General features: G+C 58.7%; 16 protein-coding genes. 10 read left to right on the top strand and 6 right to left on the bottom strand.

The features are described 5' to 3' along the window. Nucleotides 1-24 precede the first annotated feature (24 nt). Entirely contained in the window at nt 25-321 is a 297-nt protein-coding gene (gene groES / locus ASD50_RS18025; RefSeq protein WP_056244141.1) for a co-chaperone GroES, read from the bottom strand. A gap of 378 nt (nt 322-699) precedes the next feature. Here groES and ASD50_RS18020 point away from each other — a divergent pair, with 378 nt between their 5' ends. The 3 genes from ASD50_RS18020 (at nt 700) to ASD50_RS18010 (ending at nt 3952) form a co-directional block, all read left to right on the top strand. Further along, nucleotides 700-1179: a MarR family winged helix-turn-helix transcriptional regulator gene (locus ASD50_RS18020; protein ID WP_056244138.1), complete on the top strand. Its 480-nt coding sequence runs from the start codon at nt 700-702 to the stop codon at nt 1177-1179. Next, a complete protein-coding gene (locus tag ASD50_RS18015) occupies nt 1176-2345 on the top strand; it encodes an HlyD family secretion protein (protein WP_056244135.1) in 1170 nt (389 codons plus the stop codon). Before ASD50_RS18020 ends, ASD50_RS18015 begins: the two co-directional genes overlap by 4 nt. A 74-nt stretch (nt 2346-2419) precedes the next feature. Further along, entirely contained in the window at nt 2420-3952 is a 1533-nt protein-coding gene (locus ASD50_RS18010; RefSeq protein ID WP_056244133.1) for a DHA2 family efflux MFS transporter permease subunit, read from the top strand. A gap of 76 nt (nt 3953-4028) precedes the next feature. Here the strand turns inward: ASD50_RS18010 and ASD50_RS18005 are convergent, their stop codons facing one another. From ASD50_RS18005 to ASD50_RS17995, 3 genes are all read right to left on the bottom strand, one after another. Further along, nucleotides 4029-4487 (bottom strand): CAP domain-containing protein, encoded by a 459-nt coding sequence (locus ASD50_RS18005; RefSeq protein WP_162252037.1) that lies wholly within the window; start codon nt 4485-4487, stop codon nt 4029-4031. Nucleotides 4488-4658: 171 nt separating this feature from the next. Beyond that, on the bottom strand, nt 4659-6635 hold the full coding sequence (locus ASD50_RS18000) for a TadE/TadG family type IV pilus assembly protein (RefSeq protein WP_056244129.1): 1977 nt from the start codon (nt 6633-6635) through the stop codon (nt 4659-4661). Nucleotides 6636-6820: 185 nt separating this feature from the next. Next, the gene (locus tag ASD50_RS17995; protein ID WP_320410627.1) at nt 6821-8719 is read right to left on the bottom strand and encodes a pilus assembly protein; all 1899 of its coding nucleotides are present in this window, start codon (nt 8717-8719) and stop codon (nt 6821-6823) included. Between the two features lie 237 nt (nt 8720-8956). Between ASD50_RS17995 and ASD50_RS17990 the strand changes: the two genes are divergently transcribed. Both ASD50_RS17990 and ASD50_RS17985 read left to right on the top strand, forming a co-directional pair. Next, nucleotides 8957-9817: a TIGR01459 family HAD-type hydrolase gene (locus ASD50_RS17990; RefSeq protein WP_056244125.1), complete on the top strand. Its 861-nt coding sequence runs from the start codon at nt 8957-8959 to the stop codon at nt 9815-9817. 15 nt (nt 9818-9832) lie between these two features. Then, a complete protein-coding gene (locus tag ASD50_RS17985) occupies nt 9833-10807 on the top strand; it encodes a bifunctional riboflavin kinase/FAD synthetase (RefSeq protein WP_056244122.1) in 975 nt (324 codons plus the stop codon). Between the two features lie 8 nt (nt 10808-10815). Here the strand turns inward: ASD50_RS17985 and ASD50_RS17980 are convergent, their stop codons facing one another. Beyond that, nucleotides 10816-11370 carry an HdeD family acid-resistance protein gene (locus ASD50_RS17980; RefSeq protein ID WP_056244121.1) on the bottom strand — a complete coding sequence of 185 codons (555 nt, stop codon included), beginning with the start codon at nt 11368-11370 and terminating at the stop codon, nt 10816-10818. A gap of 176 nt (nt 11371-11546) precedes the next feature. Here ASD50_RS17980 and ASD50_RS17975 point away from each other — a divergent pair, with 176 nt between their 5' ends. The 3 genes from ASD50_RS17975 to ASD50_RS17965 all read left to right on the top strand — a co-directional run bounded on the left by ASD50_RS17975 (nt 11547) and on the right by ASD50_RS17965 (nt 16409). Then, nucleotides 11547-12347 carry a MipA/OmpV family protein gene (locus ASD50_RS17975; RefSeq protein ID WP_056244117.1) on the top strand — a complete coding sequence of 267 codons (801 nt, stop codon included), beginning with the start codon at nt 11547-11549 and terminating at the stop codon, nt 12345-12347. A 267-nt stretch (nt 12348-12614) separates the two neighbouring features. Then, nucleotides 12615-15533 (top strand): isoleucine--tRNA ligase, encoded by a 2919-nt coding sequence (ileS, locus tag ASD50_RS17970; protein ID WP_056244113.1) that lies wholly within the window; start codon nt 12615-12617, stop codon nt 15531-15533. 93 nt (nt 15534-15626) lie between these two features. After that, nucleotides 15627-16409 (top strand): hypothetical protein, encoded by a 783-nt coding sequence (locus ASD50_RS17965; RefSeq protein WP_413813902.1) that lies wholly within the window; start codon nt 15627-15629, stop codon nt 16407-16409. 27 nt (nt 16410-16436) lie between these two features. On the opposite strand, the gene ASD50_RS17960 is transcribed toward ASD50_RS17965, so the two are convergent. Further along, on the bottom strand, nt 16437-16889 hold the full coding sequence (locus ASD50_RS17960) for a nucleoside deaminase (protein ID WP_056244108.1): 453 nt from the start codon (nt 16887-16889) through the stop codon (nt 16437-16439). A gap of 73 nt (nt 16890-16962) precedes the next feature. Between ASD50_RS17960 and ASD50_RS17955 the strand changes: the two genes are divergently transcribed. After that, the gene (locus ASD50_RS17955) at nt 16963-18768 is read left to right on the top strand and encodes a pseudouridine synthase (RefSeq protein WP_056244105.1); all 1806 of its coding nucleotides are present in this window, start codon (nt 16963-16965) and stop codon (nt 18766-18768) included. Then, complete coding sequence (rsmD, locus tag ASD50_RS17950) at nt 18769-19323, top strand: 16S rRNA (guanine(966)-N(2))-methyltransferase RsmD (protein WP_056244102.1); 555 nt, start codon at nt 18769-18771, stop codon at nt 19321-19323. The last annotated feature ends 72 nt before the right edge of the window (nt 19324-19395 follow it).

Below are 19395 nucleotides of genomic sequence, written 5' to 3'. Positions count from 1 at the left end.
TCTATTCAAATACGGGCAGCGTTATCAGCCAATGATGCCCATGATGTCGGATTCCTTCATGATCAGAAGGTCTTCGCCATTGAGCTTGACTTCGGTGCCGGACCACTTGCCGAACAGGACGCGATCGCCGGCCTTGACATCCAGCGGAACGAGTTTGCCGTTTTCGTCACGAGCGCCGGAGCCTACGGCGATGATTTCGCCTTCCTGCGGCTTTTCCTTGGCGGTATCGGGGATGATGATGCCGCCAGCGGTCTTCTCTTCGGATTCGACCCGGCGAACGACCACTCGGTCATGAAGCGGGCGGAACTTCGACTTTGCCATTTGATTTCCTCGATGACAGTGATGAGAAACGATTTCCTCCGTCCAGCGAAGCCGGACATTGGTTAGCACTCACAATAGTCGAGTGCTAACGTGGCGGTGAGATAATCAGGCCCCCGACCAGAGTCAAGGAGCGGCAAGCCGAAGGCGTCGAATTTTAAGCCGAACTTGACTGCCAATCCGCATTTTCGAGGAATGGAGTCCTCGGCATTCCGTTACTACGCAGAAAAATTGCGCACACCAGAGATGTCAGGCGGTGTCGATGGTCACTCCATGTCGGGCAACGCACGAGCTCGACAGCGCACCGGTAATGCCGACTATTTTTGGAATTGTGCGCCGCAGCATCTTGAAAGATAAGCACGCTTATTATATATCGCGCTCATGGTTACCGAAGGCACAGACAGACTGGGGTTTTTGATCCACGACGCGGCGCGTTTGATGCGCAAGCGATTCGAGGCGCGCGCCAGCAATTTGGGCCTGTCGGCGGCACAATGGCGCTTGATGGTCAGGGTCACGAAGGAAGAAGGCGTTGCCCAGGCAAGGCTGGCCGAGCTGCTGGAAATCGAGCCGATCAGTGTCTCGAGGTTGATCGATCGCATGGAAGAGGCGGGGTGGATTGAACGCCGCGCCGACGCATCTGACCGCCGGGTACGTATGATTTTCCCGACACCCAAGGCGCGCCAGGCTTATGCCCAGGTGAAAAGCCTTGCAGGTGAAGTTTACGAGGAAGCGCTGACCGGTATGTCCGGTGAAGACAGGCGCATTCTTATCCAAGGATTGCGAACGCTGGTCGATAATCTCTCCGACGACGAGACCGCGTTGTGCAGGCAAACAAACAAACTGGAAAGCACCGCACAATGAACGCTGTGACGAAAGTTGACGAGAACGCGACGAAGCTGGAGATGGATGCTCCGGCTGACCAGATTTCCATGACTGCCGCACCACAAGTGCAGGCACAGCCGGCTCCGGCCAAGGCCAAGCGCAGGATGTCCAATCGCTTCGTATTGATGTTCGCGTTGCCTGTGCTGTTGGCAGTGGGCGGCGGCTATGTATGGGTGACCGGCGGCCGCTATCAGGAAACGGAAAATGCAAATCTTCGGCAGGCGCGGGTTTCCATCGCGGCCGATGCCGCTGGACGCATCGTAAAGGTCGATGTCAGCGACAATCAGACGGTGAAGAAGGGCGACGAGCTGTTCACCATCGACCCGGAACCTTACCGTATCGCGTTGGCGCAGGCCGAGGCGGCGGTTGCAGGTGCACGGCTGAACGTCGAGCAGCTTCGCGCCGCTTACAATCAGGCAATGTCGCAGGAGCGCGTCGCGTCGAGCGAGGTCGATTACCTCCAGTCGCAGTTCGACCGCGCTACCGATTTGTCGAGGAAGGGCATAAGCGCAAAGTCCTCGCTTGATCAGGCGCGCAATGACCTCGACAAGGCGCGACAGGAACAGTCTGCTTCCGAGCAGGGTATCGTCAGCGCCAAGGCCGCGCTCGGCGGAAATCCCGATATCGAGACCGACCAGCACCCGACAGTGCTGGCAGCGCTCGCTTCTCGCGACAAGGCTGCTTACGATCTTGCCCAGACGACAGTGCGTGCGCCGGCCGACGGCGTCGTCTATCAGGCGTCATCGTTCAAGATCGGCCAGTTCGTGGGCACCGGCACGCCGTTGTTTGCACTGGTAGAAACGGGCGACACCTGGATCGACGCGAATTTCAAGGAAACGCAACTTACCCATATGAAGCCGGGCCAGAAGGCCGAAGTTGTGCTGGACACCTATCCCGGCCGCACTTTCGAGGCGACCGTGGAAGCGATTGGCGCGGGCACCGGCGCGGAGTTCTCGTTGCTGCCGGCCCAGAACGCCACCGGCAATTGGGTAAAGGTTACCCAGCGTATTCCAGTGCGCATCAAGCTCACGGATGACGATGCCAAGTTGGCGCTTCGAACCGGCATGAGCGCCACCGTCAGCGTCGACACGGGCGTGTCGCGCGGACTTCCGAGTGTCTTTGGACACGCGGTCGCGGCTGAATAACCAACGGCAGGCCGCACTGAACACGGTTCGGCTTGCCTGATTTCATATTCACGTAGTTTCGGAAGCTCGAACCCATGTCACAGGGCGAGACCCATCGCGAAGTGCCGCATCGCGGCCTGATCACCATTTCGATCATGCTGGCGACGATCATGCAGGTACTCGACACCACGATCGCCAACGTCGCCCTGCCATCGATGACGGGCGACCTGGGCGCGTCGCAGGATACGATCAACTGGGTTCTTACCTCCTACATCGTGGCGGCCGCCATCATGACGCCGGTCACGGGTTGGCTGTCGGACCGGCTTGGCCGCAAGGAGCTTTTCCTGGTTTCGGTCGTAGGCTTCGTCATCTGTTCGATGCTGTGCGGCGCCGCATGGAGCCTGGAAAGCATGGTCGCCTTCCGCCTGCTGCAGGGCGTGTTCGGCGCGGCAATCGTGCCGTTGTCGCAAACCTTCCTGCTCGACATCAATCCACGCGAGCGTCACGGTCAGGCGATGGCCATATGGGGTGCGGGCATCATGGTCGGGCCGATCATCGGCCCGACACTCGGCGGCTGGCTGACGGAAAGCTTCAACTGGCGCTGGGTGTTCTTCATCAACCTGCCCGTGGGTATTGTCGCCTTTCTCGGTTGCGCCGCCTATCTGCCAAGCGTTGCCAAGCGCCTGCGCGGGTTCGATTTCTTCGGTTTCGCCATGCTTTCGCTCGGCGTCGGTGCGTTGCAGTTGATGCTGGACCGCGGAGCAGAGGTCGACTGGTTCTCGTCTATGGAAATCTGGATCGAATTCGGCCTCGCCTTGACCGGTTTTTGGGTGTTCATCATCCACACGGTCACGGCTGAGCATCCGTTCATCGATCCGAGAATATTCCTCGACCGCAACTTCGCCACCGGTCTTGTCTTCATCTTCGTGATAGGCGTCATCCTGCTTGCCAGCCTGGCTCTGTTACCGCCTATGCTTTCCGTCGTGTTCGGCTATCCGACCATCACTACGGGCATGGTGATGGCGCCGCGCGGCGTTGGCACCATGATCTCGATGTTGCTGGTGGGCCGCCTTGTCCGTGTCGTCGATCCGCGCATGCTGGTGGTGACAGGCCTGCTTCTGACCGCCTATTCGCTTTACGACATGTCAGGCTTCTCGCCGCAGATGGATGACTGGCCGATCCTGACCACCGGCGTCATTCAGGGGCTGGGGCTTGGGTTGGTGTTCGTGCCGCTGTCCACGGTTGCCTTCGCCACGCTTGATGCGCGGTTCCGGACGGATGCCACCGCCTTGTTCAGCCTCGTGCGCAACATCGGCTCGTCGATTGGTATCTCGATCGTTACGGTGATGCTGACCCGCAATGCCCAGATCAACCACGGGGAGCTGTCTGCCCAGATCAATCCCTACAACCCGAACCTGTGGATCGCTTCACCCGGCGCAGCCCAAGGGGATCCGGCTGCGCTTTCGCAACTCAACGGTCTCGTCAACGTGCAGTCGCTGATGATCTCCTATGTCGACGACTTCAAGTTGATGATGCTAGTCACGCTTTTGGCGCTGCCGCTGGTCTTTCTGCTACGCAGGCCGCAATACGCGCCGGCTACGGGGGCGCAGGCCGCACATATGGATTGAGGGAATAGCAGAGTAGGTCACTGGGCAGTGGGCAAGAAGCTGAATTAATTGCCCAGTGCCCCGTTGCTCTACTCTCCTACTTTCCAAGCACCAGCGCCCAATAGCGCCAGTCCGGATTTTTCGCGTCGCTGACATAAGCAAGTCCGAAGCGCGTAAAGCGTGCGTCCAGGATGTTACGGCGGTGCGGTGGCGAATTCATCCACATCTCGAACAACCTGCGGATATCCATGCGCCCCTGGGCGATGTTTTCCGCGGCGGCACCCTCAATGTGGTTGCCGTTGACGCGAGACGCGAAATCCTTGCCCCAACCAGTGGTGTGCGTCATGCGCTTCGCGCTGGCCATATAGCCCGCCTGCTGCAGCGCAGCCCGCTCCAGTTGGCTGTCTGGAACAAGCCTGGATAAATTCTCAGTGCTGCGGATACCGGCCAGTGTCCCGGCGGCGGAATTGGACGCGCCAGCACCTGAACCTGCCGGCATCGTGCCGCAGCCAGCGAGCATGGAGAGGGCAAACAGGCCGGTACCGGCAACAAACATCCGGCGATCTCGGAAAAACGTCGGGTCGGAATCCGTGGGCTCAGTCTCGAGAGAGGTGATTTTCATTTCGCTTGATAGGCAAGCGATCATGGCTTTTGCCGGGCAGGGCGGAAAAGAACATGATTGCCCTAGCGCGGCTACCGGCCGTCGCGGCCAGCGATTGGCGTTGGTTCAACTGACGATGCGAAGGTTCGACAACTCGTTGCCGATTTCCTCGAAATCCTTTGCCAGCGATGCGCCCGTAGCGTTCCAGAACAGCTTCGCCGGTTTGCTGGGATCGGCAGAATCCTTGCGGAACCGCGATTCAGATGAACAGGCCTTTAGCGCTTCTATTGCCTTGTTTTCACTAGTATCGCTGGTCGATAGATCAAGCGCCACAGTCATGACGATGATCTTGCCAGCCTTGGCATTTTCGCACAACTTGGTCATCTGCTCGTTGAGTGCATTGGTATAGTTGCTGCTCGAATAGTTCAGCGTACCTATTGCGCTTGACGTTCCCGAAAACAGTCGTGTCGTTGCCGTGCCGTTGTAACCAACACCGGCATAGCCATAGGCGGCATAGGTCGACTTGTTGCCAGCAGGATCATTGCCCGGCACAGAATAGGTGTTTTCACCGTCAGTCAGAACGATAATAACCTTGTCGTTGCCTTTCTCCGTTTCGGCGCGTCCCTGCGTGAACGGTTCGCTATGGGATAGAACGCGCCATCCCCAAGCCATCCCTTCGGGCACATCAGTATTGCCGTTTGCCGCCATGCCGTCGATGGCGGCCTTGATCGTCTCGAGGCCCTCCGGCTTGGTGACATCTGTGAGCGGGGTCAGCGGTTTGGTGGTGCAACTATAGTTCGGGCCAGCACCCGCCTTGAGCACAGGAGCGTCGTAGGATCGCACCTGGAAATACTTGGCCATATTGCTCTGGCGTGTTTTGCCCGTACTGCTGGAGGGATCGTCGTTCCACCAACTGTTTGCAGCGCTGTAGGTCTTGGGAGCAGATTCATCCGGGTCCTGGGTCAGTTTCCAGTGGTTGCCGGGCTCGTCAGGGGCAAACATTGGAACGAACATGGTAGCGGGGTCGCCGAACCCGATACCCGTGTTGTTCGGCCCGCCTGACGCTGGCGTATCATCTACATTGTAGGGGTAGGGGCGGGCTTCGACACAGCCCTGCCAGCTGGCGAACGGCCCGTAAGTATCTACGTAGTCATACTCTTTATGGCTGCGCTTGCAGGTATTGTTAGAGCGGTATTCGTCGCAGACGACGCGCTCGCTGGCGTCGACCCGCTCATGGCTGGTGACCACCTTCATGTCCTTGTAAAGGGAGAAGCGCGTGAGCATCTCTCCTTCTTCAGCGCCCCATCCAGTACCCGTCTTGCGCCAGACCCCGAAGCCATCTTTGGCTGCACGTTTGTCCGGCGCCGAGATCGTCGACCAGTCGAAATTCTCGTTATGGACAGGCGATAAGCCGGCAATGTCTATCCACGAACTGCTGTCATTTTGCGGGCCGACATTGACTGATGCGGCAAAGGGCACCAAGCCGAATTGCACCGGCTTTTCCACTTGCTTGATCTGGTTTGCCTGCAGTGCCAAAGTATCGACCAATTGCTTGGCTGCATCTTTCAGCAGGTCTATGCGTCGCTGGCCCGAACCCGTGCCGTAGCTGGTCATGGAACCGGAATTGTCGAGCACCAGAGCCACTTCCAGCGTGTTTTTCAAGCGCACTTCCGAATCGACGCCGACGGAAATTTTCCGGTTCACCGTTTCGGTATCCTCTTTCATCATTTGCGCGAAAGCAGGATAGAAATAGGGCCTGTAGTTCAGATTGGCAGTCAGCTTGAGTGTGCCGCCGCCCACGCTGCTGTCTGGCAGCTTGACACTTAGAGTCGTATCGGCCGGATTGACGCCATTCAAGTTGGCATGAAAGAAGTCCAGCGCATAGGCGCGCAACTGATCGTCTGTCGCTCCCTCCACAATACGCCTGGCTGTTGCGATATTGGCGGCATCGAGCGCATTGGCGACATTCTGCTTCTGTCGCACCATTTCGCTATAGTCTACGGCAATGGCAATCGCGCCCATGATGGGGACCATGGCGACTACCGTCATGAGAGCGTAGTGACCGCGCGTGTCGCTCCAGAACGCACGCCAGAGTGCAAGCATGGTAGTCACGGCCCCCGCCGGATGGAGATGTCAGGCAATCATTGTGTCAGCAAATGCTGAAAAACGGGTATTAACGGAGCGTTGATTTGCAGGGTGGCAATTCAGCGGCCGTTAACCAAACCCGCTGCTGCAGGTAAAGAAAAGCCCGCCAAGTGGCGGGGCAATTCGGTGTAAGGACTATATGATCAGCCTACGATACGCAGGTTGGAAAGCTCGTCTGCAATTTTCTTAAAGTCATTTTCAAGGGTCGAACTCGTCGCATTCCAGAACATTTTATCGGGTTTGCTGGGGTCGGTTGGATCCTTGCGGTAGCGGGAGTCGGAAGCACATTTCTTCAGTGCTGCAATCTGTGCGGATTCAGCGCTTTTCTTGGAATCGAGATCCAGAGCCACAGTCATGACGATCAGATTGTTGGCCTTTGCATTGTCGCACAACTTTGCGAACTGCTCGTTCAAAGCCGTCGAGTAGTTGCTCTCCGTATAAGCGCTGTTGCCTGATTTTACCACGCTGGAGCTCGTTCCCATGAAAAGGCGGGTGTCGCCATTCTGGTATTTCGTTCCTGTGTAGCCGTAGGCAGAATAACTGGACTTGTTGCCGGCGTAGTCGTTGTCGCCGAAATAGCCAGGCGTATAGTAGGTGTTCGCGCCGTCGGTCAGCACGATGACAACCTTGTCGTTGCCCTTTTCTATTTCGGAACGCCCTTCGCTGAACGGCTCGCCATGTGACAAAACTCGCCAGCCCCAAGCCATGCCCTCGGGGACATTTGTAGCACCGAGAGCGGCCATTCCGTCGATTGCCGTATTTATCTTGGTCTTGCCGTCGGTTTTGGTCACGTCCTGCAACGGCGTGATGGCGCTTGTCGTGCACATGTAATTCGGCCCGCCGTTGATCGGAGTCGGCAGAGCAGCCAGACTGAGCGGGCCAGGCATTATATATTTGAGGGTGTTTTTCTGCCTTGCGACTTGAACGCTGGCTGTTGTGCTCGTTGACGTATCGCCGTTGTCATCCCACCAACTGTTGTTCATGCCGAAGGTCTTGATCGAGTTGTTCGATTGTTTTGTCCATATATTGCCGGTCTCGTCGGGCGCGAACATCGGCACGAAATAGCTTTCCGGCTTCGACGTCGTCGGCAAGGTATCGTTGATATTGTAGGGTGCCGGGCGCGCTTCCACGCATCCGCCCCAGGATGCCACAGAACCATAGTCAATAATCGTCTTGCCGTTTTCCTTGTGGGAACCGGTCTGCTTTTTCAAAAGCTTGAAAAGCGAAAACCTCGTCAGCGGTTTATCTTTTTGAGCGGCATCCCAAGTGGAGCCGCGGGCCATCCAGATATCTCCAACCTTCTGTGCGTACTGGTTCGCGTCCCTCGTTTGGGTCATGACTGACCAATCAAGATTTTCATGATGGATAGGTGAGGCGCCGGTCGTGTCCATCCAGGCGGAAGTCTCGAATTGCGTGCCGACGTTAACCGATGCAGCGAACGGCACCACCGCGAATTGCACAGGCTTTTCCACCTGCTTCATCATGTCGGCCTGCTTGGAGATCGTGTCGACAAGTTGCTTGGCCGCGGCTTTAAGCAATTCGATGCGGCTCTTCGTCGAAGATGCCACCTTGTCGTCCATAGATCCTGAATTATCGAGAACGAGAGCGACCTCAAGGGAGTTCTTCAGCCGCACTTGAGAGCAAGTCGTGAAGCTGAAGTCGCTTGAGGTTTTCCCTATCAGCTTTGCCGCCGCAGGAAGGAAATATGGGGAGTATACCAGGTCCGCACACATTTTCATCTCGCCACCACCAACGGCGTTGCTGGGCAGCGTGACATTCAGTGTCGTTTTACCGGGTTTTACATGGCGAAGATTCGCCAGAAAGAAATCCTGCGCATAGGCTTTAGCCTGAGTTTCCGTAGCCCCCGATTGGAGTTGGCGGGCAGTGGCAATGTTGGCAGCATCAAGCGCATTGCGCGTATCGAGCCGTTGGCGGGACATTTCGGTGTAATCCACCGCAATCGCCAAAGCGCCCATCAAGGGTGCCATTGCGAGCGCCGTTACAAGTGCATAGTTGCCGCGTGTGTCTTTTCTGAATTTCATGAACATCGGCTTCGTGACCCCTGCCAAGCCCAATTCACAGCAACAAAATGACAGAAATGATTAAATTTCGTGTTCGCGGAATCCCATCAAAATGAGGTTTGGCATTTCCCTTCGGTTAACCATGGCTTTTCCAGATCCGAGAGGAAAGCTGGTGACAGTTTCGGACGCATCGGCTAATTCGAGCCTCACAAACGGCTTCCGACCGCGATGTCTTCAGCTACAGGTTCGAGAAACAGCATGACGGCCCACCCCGGAATAATTGCCTCGTTCGACAACCTATCACCCCGCTACGCTGCGATTTTGTGTGATGTGTGGGGTGTCGTGCACAATGGCGAGACGCATTTCCCAGCCGCCGCGGCTGCCCTGGCAAAGGCACGCGCCGAAGGTCTGGCAGTCGTCATGATCACCAATTCACCGCGCCTGAGTGGCGATGTGATCGACCAGATGCGCTTTATTGGCGTGCCGGACGGCAGTTTCGACAAGGTGGTGAGTTCGGGCGATGTAACGCGCGATCTCATCGCGGAAGGGCCGAAGAAAGTGTTTCACCTCGGACCTGATCGTGACGCCAACATCTATGACGGTCTTGGTGTCGAACTGGTCGAGGAGTTCGAGGCTCAGGCGATCGTCTGCACCGGCCTTTTCGACGACGAGATGGAGACGCCGGAAGACTACAAGGATCTGCTTTTCCGCTTCCGTTCCCGCAACCTGCCGTTCATTTGCGCCAACCCGGATATCGTTGTGGAACGCGGCGAACGGCTGATCTGGTGCGCGGGCGCGCTGGCCCGCGACTACAGCCAGCTTGGCGGACGCACGCTGATCGCCGGCAAGCCCCATGCGCCTATCTACACGGCGGCCCTCAAGGCCGCATCGGAGATCGTTGGCCGAGAGCTCGATCGCAGCGAGGTGCTTGCCATCGGAGACGGCATGATGACCGACATCAAGGGCGCTGCGGACAATGGTTTCGACGTGCTTTATGTTTCGGGCGGCATTCATGCGCGCGACTATGGCGATCCGCTAACGCCAGACCCGGAACTGCTTGCCGCGTTTCTTTCCAAATACGGCTACCGCCCGGTGGCGGTGATGCCCCGGCTTCGCTGAAACGGCGTCTTCAACATGTGCGTGCGATTGCCCGGAGACCGGCCGCTGCCCGAAAATCTGAGGGGCGGCGTCGTTGCGATCGGCAATTTTGATGGTGTTCACCGCGGTCACCAGGCTGTACTCGGTCGGGCATTGGGACAGGCGCAAAAGCAAGGCGTTCCTGCCTTGGTCCTGACCTTCGATCCGCATCCGCGCAAGGTATTCCGCCCGGATTTGCCGCTGTTTGTGCTGACACCGCCGGCAATGAAGGCAAAACTGCTCGCCAGGCTTGGATTTGCTGCTGTGGTCGAACAGGCATTCACGCGCGAGTTTGCGGCAAACTCGGCGGAAACTTTCGTAAATTCAATCCTGGAAGCCAATTTGGGCATCAGCCATGCCGTAACCGGCTTCAACTTCCACTTTGGCAAGGACAGGCAAGGTGGACCGGCCTACCTGATGGAAGCGGGCACGCGAAACGGATTTGGCGTTACGTTGGTTGATGCGTTTCGCGATGAGGACGCATGCATTGTCTCGTCAAGCCGGATACGTTCGTTGCTGTCCGAAGGCGATGCAGTGCAGGCAGCGGGGCTGCTCGGCTACCGGTTTACCGTCGAAGCTGAGGTGGTTGGTGGTCAGAAGCTTGGCCGCACGCTTGGTTTCCCCACCGCCAACATGCGCCTGCCAGCCGAGACCGCGTTGAAGGAAGGCATCTATGCCGTTCGCTTTCGACGTGCCGACGGAACGCTTCATGACGCAGTTGCCAGTTTCGGTCGCCGCCCGACGGTCGATGACAACGGCGCGCCGCTGCTTGAGACATTCCTCTTCGACTTCTCGGGTGATCTTTATGGCGAGGTCTGCGACGTATCGTTCTTCGGGTACCTGCGCGGCGAAGTGAAATTCGACGGGCTTGATCCGCTCGTCGCGCAGATGAAGCGCGACGAAGCCGAGGCGCGGGCACTTCTGGCCGGCGTGCGACCGCTTTCGGAACTGGATTCTGCGGTCGCCTTTTGAGCGCGCGGCTATTTCCTCAGCGCCAAGCCGAACGCGATGAAAGTCCATCCCTGGAAAATCAGGTCGATGGCAAGAAACAAGCCAAGTATCCAAATGCTGTTGACCGGCCAGCCCATCGCAATGACGAGGCCGGCAAGCACGGTGACGATGCCTGCCGTGATGATCCAGCCCGAGCCGCGCTGTTCGCGGTGTTCGTAGCCGACCCAAGCCCTCAGTGCGCCTGATGCCACGAGCGCGACGGCCAGCATGAAGGTCAGCACCGTCGAGGCGAGCAGGGGATTGTAGAAGGCGAAAAAGCCGGCGAACGCATAGAGCAGGCCGCTGGCCAGCCAGTAGAAGAAACGGCCCCAGGTTTTGACGCCAAATGCATGGATGATCTCGATGACGCCGGATATCAGCATCAGCCAGCCGACGAAAAACACCGACGCGACGGTGGCGACAAACAGGTTGGCAAATGCAATGCCGCCGAGGATCAGCAGTAGAACGCCGAGCGCGACGAACCATCCCCATTTATCGCGTGCCTGCCCGATAGCGTTCTTGAGCGTGTCGTTCTGAAAAGCCATGTTGCCACTCCAAAGACGTTTCAAACTCACGGGTATGAAACTATCGCGTGTAGCGATGCCGGTCCAGCACCACCGGTATTTGCAGGATCGTTGCACATTTAAATCAAATTTTACCGACCTTCGCGCAAGAGTTGCCGTACTCCCATTGTCCGGCGTAACGGCGAGGCAGACCGAAGATGAGAACGATCCCCGCATTTGCGGCAGCGATGCTGCTGGGTTTCACAACGGTTTCCAGCGCGGGCGAGGGGATAGGCGGTTGGCTGTCGGGCGACTGGTATCTGACGCTCGGCGCCACCGGAATGGTGGCCCCCAATTTCGAAGGCGGCAAGAAATATCTGCTTAGCGCTTCGCCGATCATCTCTCTCGGCAAGGCCGGAAATCCGGTTCGCTTTTCTTCGCGCAACGACAACATCTCGCTCGCGCTGATCGATGACGGCGGCGTCCGTGCGGGGTTGACCGGAAAATTCCTGTGGGGTCGCGACAATGATGCCGATGAGCTTCGTGGCCTTGATCCCGTGCGCTGGGGTGGCGAGGTCGGCGGGTTCGTCGAAGTCTATCCTTTTGACTGGATGCGGCTGCGCGGCGAACTGCGGCATGGCATCCGCTCTCACAGCGGCTTTGTCGCCGATATTGCGGCCGACGCCTTCTATGACGTGACGCCCGATGTTCGCATTTCGGGCGGACCTCGCGTGTCTATCGCTTCGTCGAAATATTTCGATGCCTACTATGGGGTCAGTGCCGCAGAATCCGTTGCATCGGGTCTTAGCGCATATAATCCGGGCGGCGGCATCAAGTCTGCAGGCGTTGGCGGCGCTATTACCTGGAAGGTCACGGACCCGATAACGGCCAGCCTGTTCGGTGAATATTCGCGTTTGATGGGGCCTGCGGCCGATTCCAGCCTGGTGCGGGAGCGCGGTTCGCGTGATCAGTTCATGATCGGTGTTTCGACCAGCTATCGGTTCGATTTTTCGATGTGAGGTTTCGGCTCTATTTTGGCCGAAGCGGACATAAGGTGGCACTTTATTCTTGGCCGGTCATCGGTTAGAAGCGCTGCCATGACCTGCCTGCCGCGCCAGATCGCGTCTGCGATACGAATTACCAGCCCGGTGTTCCGGGCGGCCTGAGTTGAAACTCGGTCGCCGGGACAACCGGGAATTATGGCGAGCATCTCTCGCGCTTTTTCCAGAACATGATAGGTCAACGCCCAAAGCCGGTTCCGGCTCGGCAACCCATATGGCGAACTGATGAACGATACAGCGGAAACGATCGACTATTCCAAGACACTCTACCTGCCGCAGACGGAATTTCCGATGCGTGCCGGTTTGCCCGAGAAGGAGCCCTTGCTGGTCAAGCGCTGGCACGAAATGGACCTTTATAGGAGGCTGCGTGAAGACGCGGCCGGGCGCACAAAATATGTCCTGCACGACGGCCCGCCCTACGCCAACGGCAACATCCACATCGGCCATGCGCTGAACAAGATCCTCAAGGACGTCATCACCCGCTCGTTCCAGATGCGCGGCTACGATTCCAATTATGTTCCCGGATGGGACTGCCATGGCCTGCCGATTGAGTGGAAAATCGAGGAACAGTACCGCGCCAAGGGCAAGAACAAGGACGAAGTGCCGGTCAACGAATTCCGCAAGGAATGCCGCGAGTTCGCCACACACTGGATCCAGGTGCAGGGCGACGAGTTCCAACGGCTTGGCGTGGTCGGCGATTTCAAGAACCCCTACACCACGATGAATTTCCATGCGGAAGCTCGGATCGCGGGCGAGTTGTTGAAGTTCGCCATGTCTGACCAGCTCTATCGTGGCTCCAAGCCTGTGATGTGGTCAGTCGTCGAGCGCACCGCATTGGCCGAGGCCGAAGTCGAGTATCAGGACTACGAGAGCGATACCATTTGGGTGAAGTTCCCGGTGGTTGGCAACGCCAGTTTGGACGACGCTTGCGTTGTCATCTGGACGACGACTCCATGGACCATTCCCGGTAACCGCGCCGTCGCGTATTCGCCGCGCGTTTCGTACGGCCTCTACGAAGTTACCTCGGCTGAGAACGATTTCGGTCCCCGGCCGGGTGAGAAGTTGATCTTCGCCGACGCACTGGCTGAAGAATCCTTCGCCAAGGCCAAGCTCGAGTACAAGCGTTTGCATGATGTTTCTAGCGTCGAACTCGGCGCTCTGACGCTTGCCCATCCGTTCAAGGGCCTTGGCGGTGGCTATGACTTCACGGTACCCATGCTGTCCGGCGATCACGTGACCGATGATGCCGGTACGGGCTTTGTGCATACCGCGCCCGGTCATGGCCGCGAGGATTTCGACGCCTGGATGGATGCGGCAAAGGATTTGCGCAAGCGCGGGATCGATACCGCGATCCCGTTTACCGTCGACGATGCCGGCTTCTTCACCAAGGACGCACCCGGCTTTGGCCCTGATCGCGAGGGCGGGCCTGCGCGCGTGATCGATGACAACGGTAAGAAAGGCGACGCCAACAAGGTTGTCATAGACGAGCTGATCAAGCGCAACATGTTGTTTGCGCGTGGACGCCTGAAGCACAGCTACCCGCATAGCTGGCGCTCCAAGAAGCCGGTGATCTTCCGCAATACGCCGCAGTGGTTCGTCCATATGGACAAAACACTCGACGACGGCACCACTTTGCGCAGTCGTGCCCTGAAAGCCATCGACGACACGCGCTTCGTACCCGAGGCCGGTCAGACGCGCCTGCGTGCCATGATTGCCGAACGTCCGGACTGGGTGCTGTCCCGCCAGCGCGCGTGGGGCGTTCCCATCGCCGTATTTGCTGATGCGGACGGTAACGTGTTGAAAGACGAGGCGGTGAACGCCCGCATTGTCGAGGCATTTGAGAAGGAAGGCGCCGACGCCTGGTTTGCCGAAGGCGCGCGCGAGCGCTTCCTTGGCAGCCGCGCAAATGAACCCTGGACGATGGTGAAGGACATTCTCGATGTCTGGTTCGATTCCGGATCCACGCACACTTTCACGCTGGAAGACCGGCCGGATCTGAAATGGCCGGCAGATGTCTATCTGGAAGGCTCCGACCAGCACCGTGGCTGGTTCCATTCCTCGCTGCTGGAAAGCTGCGGCACAAGGGGCAGGGCGCCCTACGACACGGTCGTCACCCATGGTTTCACCATGGACGAGGAAGGCCGCAAGATGTCGAAGTCGCTCGGCAACACGGTGGTGCCTCAGGACGTCATGAAGCAGTCCGGGGCCGATATCCTGCGCCTGTGGGTGATGACGACCGACTACTGGGAAGACCAGCGCCTCGGCAAGAACGTGCTGCAAACCAATATCGACGCCTACCGCAAGCTAAGGAACACGATCCGCTGGATGCTGGGCACGCTCGCCCATGACGAAGGCGAAGATGTGCCGCTTGCCGAGATGCCGGAATTGGAGCGGCTCATGCTGCACCGGTTGGCTGAGCTCGATGAGGTGGTACGTTCCGGCTACGACGGGTTCGAGTTCAAACGGATTACGCGCGCTCTGCTCGATTTCATGGTGGTCGAGCTTTCAGCCTTCTATTTCGATATCCGCAAGGACGCGCTCTACTGCGATGCGCCGTCCAGCGCAAAGCGGAAGGCCTCCGTCCAGGTGGTACGCCATCTGTTCGAATGTCTGGTGAAGTGGCTGGCGCCGATGCTGCCGTTCACGACCGAGGAAGCCTGGCTCGACCGGCATCCCGGAGCGAAGTCCGTGCATCTGGAGCAGTTCCCGCAAGTGCCTTCCGACTGGCGCAACGAGGCGCTGGCTGAAAAGTGGCGCAAGGTGCGGCAGATGCGGCGAGTCATCACCGGCGCACTGGAGATTGCCCGCGCCGGCAAGGTGATCGGATCGTCCCTGGAAGCGGTTCCAGTCGTTTATCTCGACAATTCCACGCTCGAAAAGGAAGTTGCGGGCGTCGACATGGCCGAGATCAGCATCACCAGCGGCCTCGACTTTTCCTATGGCAGTGTACCCGCGGGCGCGTTTACCCTGGATGACGTCAAGGGCGTGGCTGTTGTGGTGGAGAAAGCCGCCGATCGCGGCCTGCGCAAATGCGCGCGGTCGTGGCGGTACACGAACGACGTCGGCGACGACAAGGACTTCCCGGACGTCTCGGCACGGGATGCGCTCGTTCTGCATGAATTGCAGACCACGGGCCGGCTGTAGACGCAGGAATTGTGCAGGAAGGCAGCGCGCAAACGGGTGCGCGTTGCCCTTGACGAACGGTTGAGGTAAAGACCTGAAACTGCGGACGACAAATTGTCGCCGGATTTTCCGTTAGAACAGCGTGGCAAGATGCGTGCCGGCGTTCGGTTGGCAGCGATCAAGGGGTCGTCGAGAGTGAAATTTTTAGGCATGACCGAGAAACGCCATGTGCGCCTTGCGTTGATGGCGCCGCTTGCCGTTTCGAGCCTCGCTCTTTCAGGGTGCATGTCGTCACCGACTTACGGGACTGACAAGACTGCGATGGAGCAGCTCGCCGGAGATGTGAGTGGGGCAATCTCACTGGCTCCCCCCAAGCGTGAAAAGATCGATTACAACCCGCGCCCCACCTTGGTTAAGCCCACGCCAGGGCAAAAAGGTGTGTTGCCGGCGCCTCAGGACAACATCGTCCAGACCGCGAGCACACAATGGCCGGAATCGCCCGAACAGCGCCGGGCCCGTATCCGGGCTGACGCGAGCGTCAATTTTGACAGCCCCAATTTCAAGGCTGAAGTGATTGATGACGTCCAGACCGACCCGGCTTCAGTGAAGAAGGCAATGGCAGAGTCCGGCTCGGAACATCCTCCGCGTTGGACTCCCGGTGATTCCGGGATCGGGGCCAAGGCCCGCCGTGATTCCATCAACCGCAAGCTCGCCGAAGGTCGGCAAGGGAGCCCCACGAGCCGTCGTTATCTGAGCGAGCCACCGCTGGATTATCGGGTTGCGGCTTCGACCGCGCCTCAAAACGATATCGGCGAGGATGAATACAAGAAGGAACTCCGGCAGAAAAAGATGGCCCGCAAAAAGGATGGCGGTCTGTTCAGCTGGTTGCCTTGGTAGTCGCACGGCCTGACGCGCAGCCGAGTTCTACGACTGCCGGCGGGATACAAAAAAATCCTTGAGCAGCATGGTTGATTCGATCTCACCTAGCCCGGCATATATGTCGGGTACATGGTGACAGGTCGGTGAAGCGAAGAAGCGCACTCCGCTGACCACGGCGCCGCCTTTTTCGTCGGCAGCGCCGAAATAGAGCCGGCGCAGGCGCGCGAATGAAATCGCCGCTGCGCACATAGTGCAGGGTTCAAGCGTCACGTAGAGATCGCACTCGCCAAGCCGTTCACTCGACAATTCGGCGCATGCTTCGCGAATCGCAAGGATTTCGGCATGAGCGGTGGGATCGGCAAGCTCGCGCGTGCGATTGCCGGCTGCTGCCACGACGGAGCCGTTTAACACGACGACTGCGCCGACGGGCACTTCCTCGCGTGACGCCGCCGCCTGCGCTTCTTTCAGCGCGATAGCCATGAAGTCAGGCCGCTTCACTGCGGTTCCCCATTATGTCCTCGCAACCCAAGAGCTATCCTGTTATCTAGCCGCCCAAACGAGCAAACACCACATGAGCGACGACGACAAATTCCAGCGCAAGCCCGGCGCAAAGCCGGCTGGCTTCCGAGGCCGCAAGGCTGCCGAGGGCAAAACCGGCAAGCCGACCTTTTCCGGCAAAAAAACATCGTTCGCCAAACGACCCGAAGGGGCAAATGATGGTGACCGGCCAAAGCGTGATTTTAAACGCAATGACAGGCCACGCGAAGGCGAAGCACGTGCCGATAGGTCTTTCCAGAAAGGACCACGCAAAGAGGGTAAGCCTTTCGAGAAGCGGGAAGGTTTTGCGAAACCGTATCGTCCGCGCGAAGAGCGGCAGGCTCGCCCCGAAGGCGAAGCGCGGCCAAAGCGCGATTTCAAACACGACGACCGGCCGCGTGGTGAAGGCCGCACCTTTGAGAAGCGGGACGGACCGCGCAAACCATTCGTGCGCAGGGATGGATCTAGCGGTGGGGGTGACAGGAGCAACGAAAAGTTCTCAGATCGGCCCAGGCGCGAGTTTGGTGGAGACAGCAAGCCAACAGGTGGGTTCAAGCCTCGGGCCCGACCTAGCGAGACATCGGAAGAGACGGGCGAGCGTATCGCCAAACGTTTGGCGAGAGTTGGCATTGCTTCACGCCGCGACGCTGAAGAACTGATCGCCGCTGGCCGGGTCAAGGTCAATGGAAAGATCTTGGCGTCGCCGGCATTCAACGTGTCGCCAAACGACATCATCCATCTTGACGGCATGGAAATCCCGCCGATCGAGCGTACCCGGCTGTTTCTCTTTCACAAGCCGGCAGGCGTAGTGACGACCAATCGTGATCCCGAGGGCCGCAAGACCGTATTTGACGTGCTGCCCGCCGACCTGCCTCGCCTGATGACCATAGGGCGGCTGGATATCAACACTGAGGGCTTGCTGCTGCTCACCAACGATGGCGGACTGTCGCGCGTGCTGGAGCTTCCGGCCACCGGCTGGCTGAGACGCTACCGGGTTCGCGTTCATGGCAAGGTCGAGGAAAGCGCGCTGGCCAAGTTGCGCGAAGGCATTGCCGTGGATGGCGTTTTCTACGGTGCCGTAGAGGCAAGCCTGGACAGAGAGCAGGGCTCGAATGCGTGGCTGACGATCGGCTTGCGCGAGGGCAAGAACCGGGAGGTCAAGAACATTCTTGGCGCGCTTGGTCTCGACGTGACACGGTTGATCCGCATTTCCTACGGGCCGTTCCAATTGAACGAGTTGCCGGAAGGGCATGTGCTTGAGATCAAGGGCCGCATGCTGCGCGAGCAGCTTGGCGAAAGGCTGATTGAGGAATCCGGTGCGAATTTCGACGCCGATATCGTAAAGCCGTTTTCGAACAAGCCGGTGCGGCGCGTCGAGCAACTGGAAGAAGCGGCCCCACGCTCAAGACCGGCACGCTCCGAAATAGGCGAGGGAGGTTTGATAAAGCGGCGCAAGTTCCGTGAGAACAGCCGCGACGAAGCGCTCGGAAAACTCTCGACGCGCCCGGAGCGAGGCTTTGGCGAGCGTGGCGGCAAGCCGGAACGGTTTGGGGCTGGTGGAAAGACGGGATTCAAGAAGGGTGAGCGGGAGCGCCCGCCAATTGATCCACCGGGCCAGCGCAAGGCCAATGTATGGATGGCGCCGGGCGCCCGTCCGCTTGGAAAGGACAAGGCGGAACAGGAGAAGCCTGAGACCGATTTCCGCAAAGCCCGCGGTGCGCAGGATCGCGGAAGATCGCAGGGCGATCGCCCGTATGGCAAGCCACGCGGCGACCGTCCGGATCGGGGCGGTAGTGGACCCTACCGCAAGGGGCCGGGCAAGGGCCCGAAGGCGCGCTAGATGCGCGTCGTAGGAGGCGATTTTCGTGGCCGCCCATTGGCCACGCCACGCACTCACGCGATCCGCCCGACCACGGATCGGACACGTGAGGCCGTGTTCAACGTCCTGGCGCATCGATTTCCCGACAAACTGGAGGGTGCAAGGGTACTGGATCTTTTTGCAGGAACCGGAGCACTTGGCCTTGAAGCGCTGTCTCGCGGCGCAGGCTATGCCGTGTTCATCGAAGAATCGGCGGAAGGGCGCGGCTTGATCCGCAGCAATGTCGAAGCCTTCGGCCTCACCGGCAAGACAAAGATATTTCGTCGTGATGCTGCAGTGCTTGGAGAAGCCGGAACGCTGGCACCCTTCGGTCTGGTTTTTGCTGACCCTCCTTACGGAAAAGGTCTGGGTGAACGAGCCTTGCAGTCGGCCAGGAAAGGCGGCTGGCTCGCTCCGGGGGCACTGTGCGTCGTCGAGGAATCCGCTTCCGTGCCATTTGAGCCGGGGGCAGGCTTTTTGATTGTCGATGAGCGCAGTTATGGCGAGACGGTGATCCGCTTTATCGAAACGGCCTGACTTTAGCCGCCTTCAACCGCCAAATGACGAACAATTCACTTTTGTCGTCACACGTGCCCGCCTATCGTCTAT

The sequence above is a fragment of the Mesorhizobium sp. Root552 genome (assembly GCF_001427285.1).
Classification (GTDB): Bacteria; Pseudomonadota; Alphaproteobacteria; order Rhizobiales; family Rhizobiaceae; genus Mesorhizobium.
Note: the sequence above shows the minus strand (reverse complement) of the source record. Positions and strands in the feature narration are given on the sequence as shown.

Bases quoted from the DNA above. Each gene is read 5' to 3' on its own strand.
- ileS (WP_056244113.1), top strand. From the start codon at position 12,615: ATGAACGATACAGCGGAAACGATCGACTATTCCAAGACACTCTACCTG.
- ASD50_RS18010 (WP_056244133.1), top strand. From the start codon at position 2,420: ATGTCACAGGGCGAGACCCATCGCGAAGTGCCGCATCGCGGCCTGATC.
- groES (WP_056244141.1), bottom strand. From the start codon at position 321: ATGGCAAAGTCGAAGTTCCGCCCGCTTCATGACCGAGTGGTCGTTCGC.
- ASD50_RS18015 (WP_056244135.1), top strand. From the start codon at position 1,176: ATGAACGCTGTGACGAAAGTTGACGAGAACGCGACGAAGCTGGAGATG.
- ASD50_RS17980 (WP_056244121.1), bottom strand. From the start codon at position 11,370: ATGGCTTTTCAGAACGACACGCTCAAGAACGCTATCGGGCAGGCACGC.
- ASD50_RS17975 (WP_056244117.1), top strand. From the start codon at position 11,547: ATGAGAACGATCCCCGCATTTGCGGCAGCGATGCTGCTGGGTTTCACA.
- ASD50_RS17955 (WP_056244105.1), top strand. From the start codon at position 16,963: ATGAGCGACGACGACAAATTCCAGCGCAAGCCCGGCGCAAAGCCGGCT.
- ASD50_RS18005 (WP_162252037.1), bottom strand. From the start codon at position 4,487: ATGTTTGTTGCCGGTACCGGCCTGTTTGCCCTCTCCATGCTCGCTGGC.
- ASD50_RS17985 (WP_056244122.1), top strand. From the start codon at position 9,833: ATGTGCGTGCGATTGCCCGGAGACCGGCCGCTGCCCGAAAATCTGAGG.
- ASD50_RS18000 (WP_056244129.1), bottom strand. From the start codon at position 6,635: ATGCTTGCACTCTGGCGTGCGTTCTGGAGCGACACGCGCGGTCACTAC.
- ASD50_RS18020 (WP_056244138.1), top strand. From the start codon at position 700: ATGGTTACCGAAGGCACAGACAGACTGGGGTTTTTGATCCACGACGCG.
- rsmD (WP_056244102.1), top strand. From the start codon at position 18,769: ATGCGCGTCGTAGGAGGCGATTTTCGTGGCCGCCCATTGGCCACGCCA.
- ASD50_RS17990 (WP_056244125.1), top strand. From the start codon at position 8,957: ATGACGGCCCACCCCGGAATAATTGCCTCGTTCGACAACCTATCACCC.
- ASD50_RS17995 (WP_320410627.1), bottom strand. From the start codon at position 8,719: ATGAAATTCAGAAAAGACACACGCGGCAACTATGCACTTGTAACGGCG.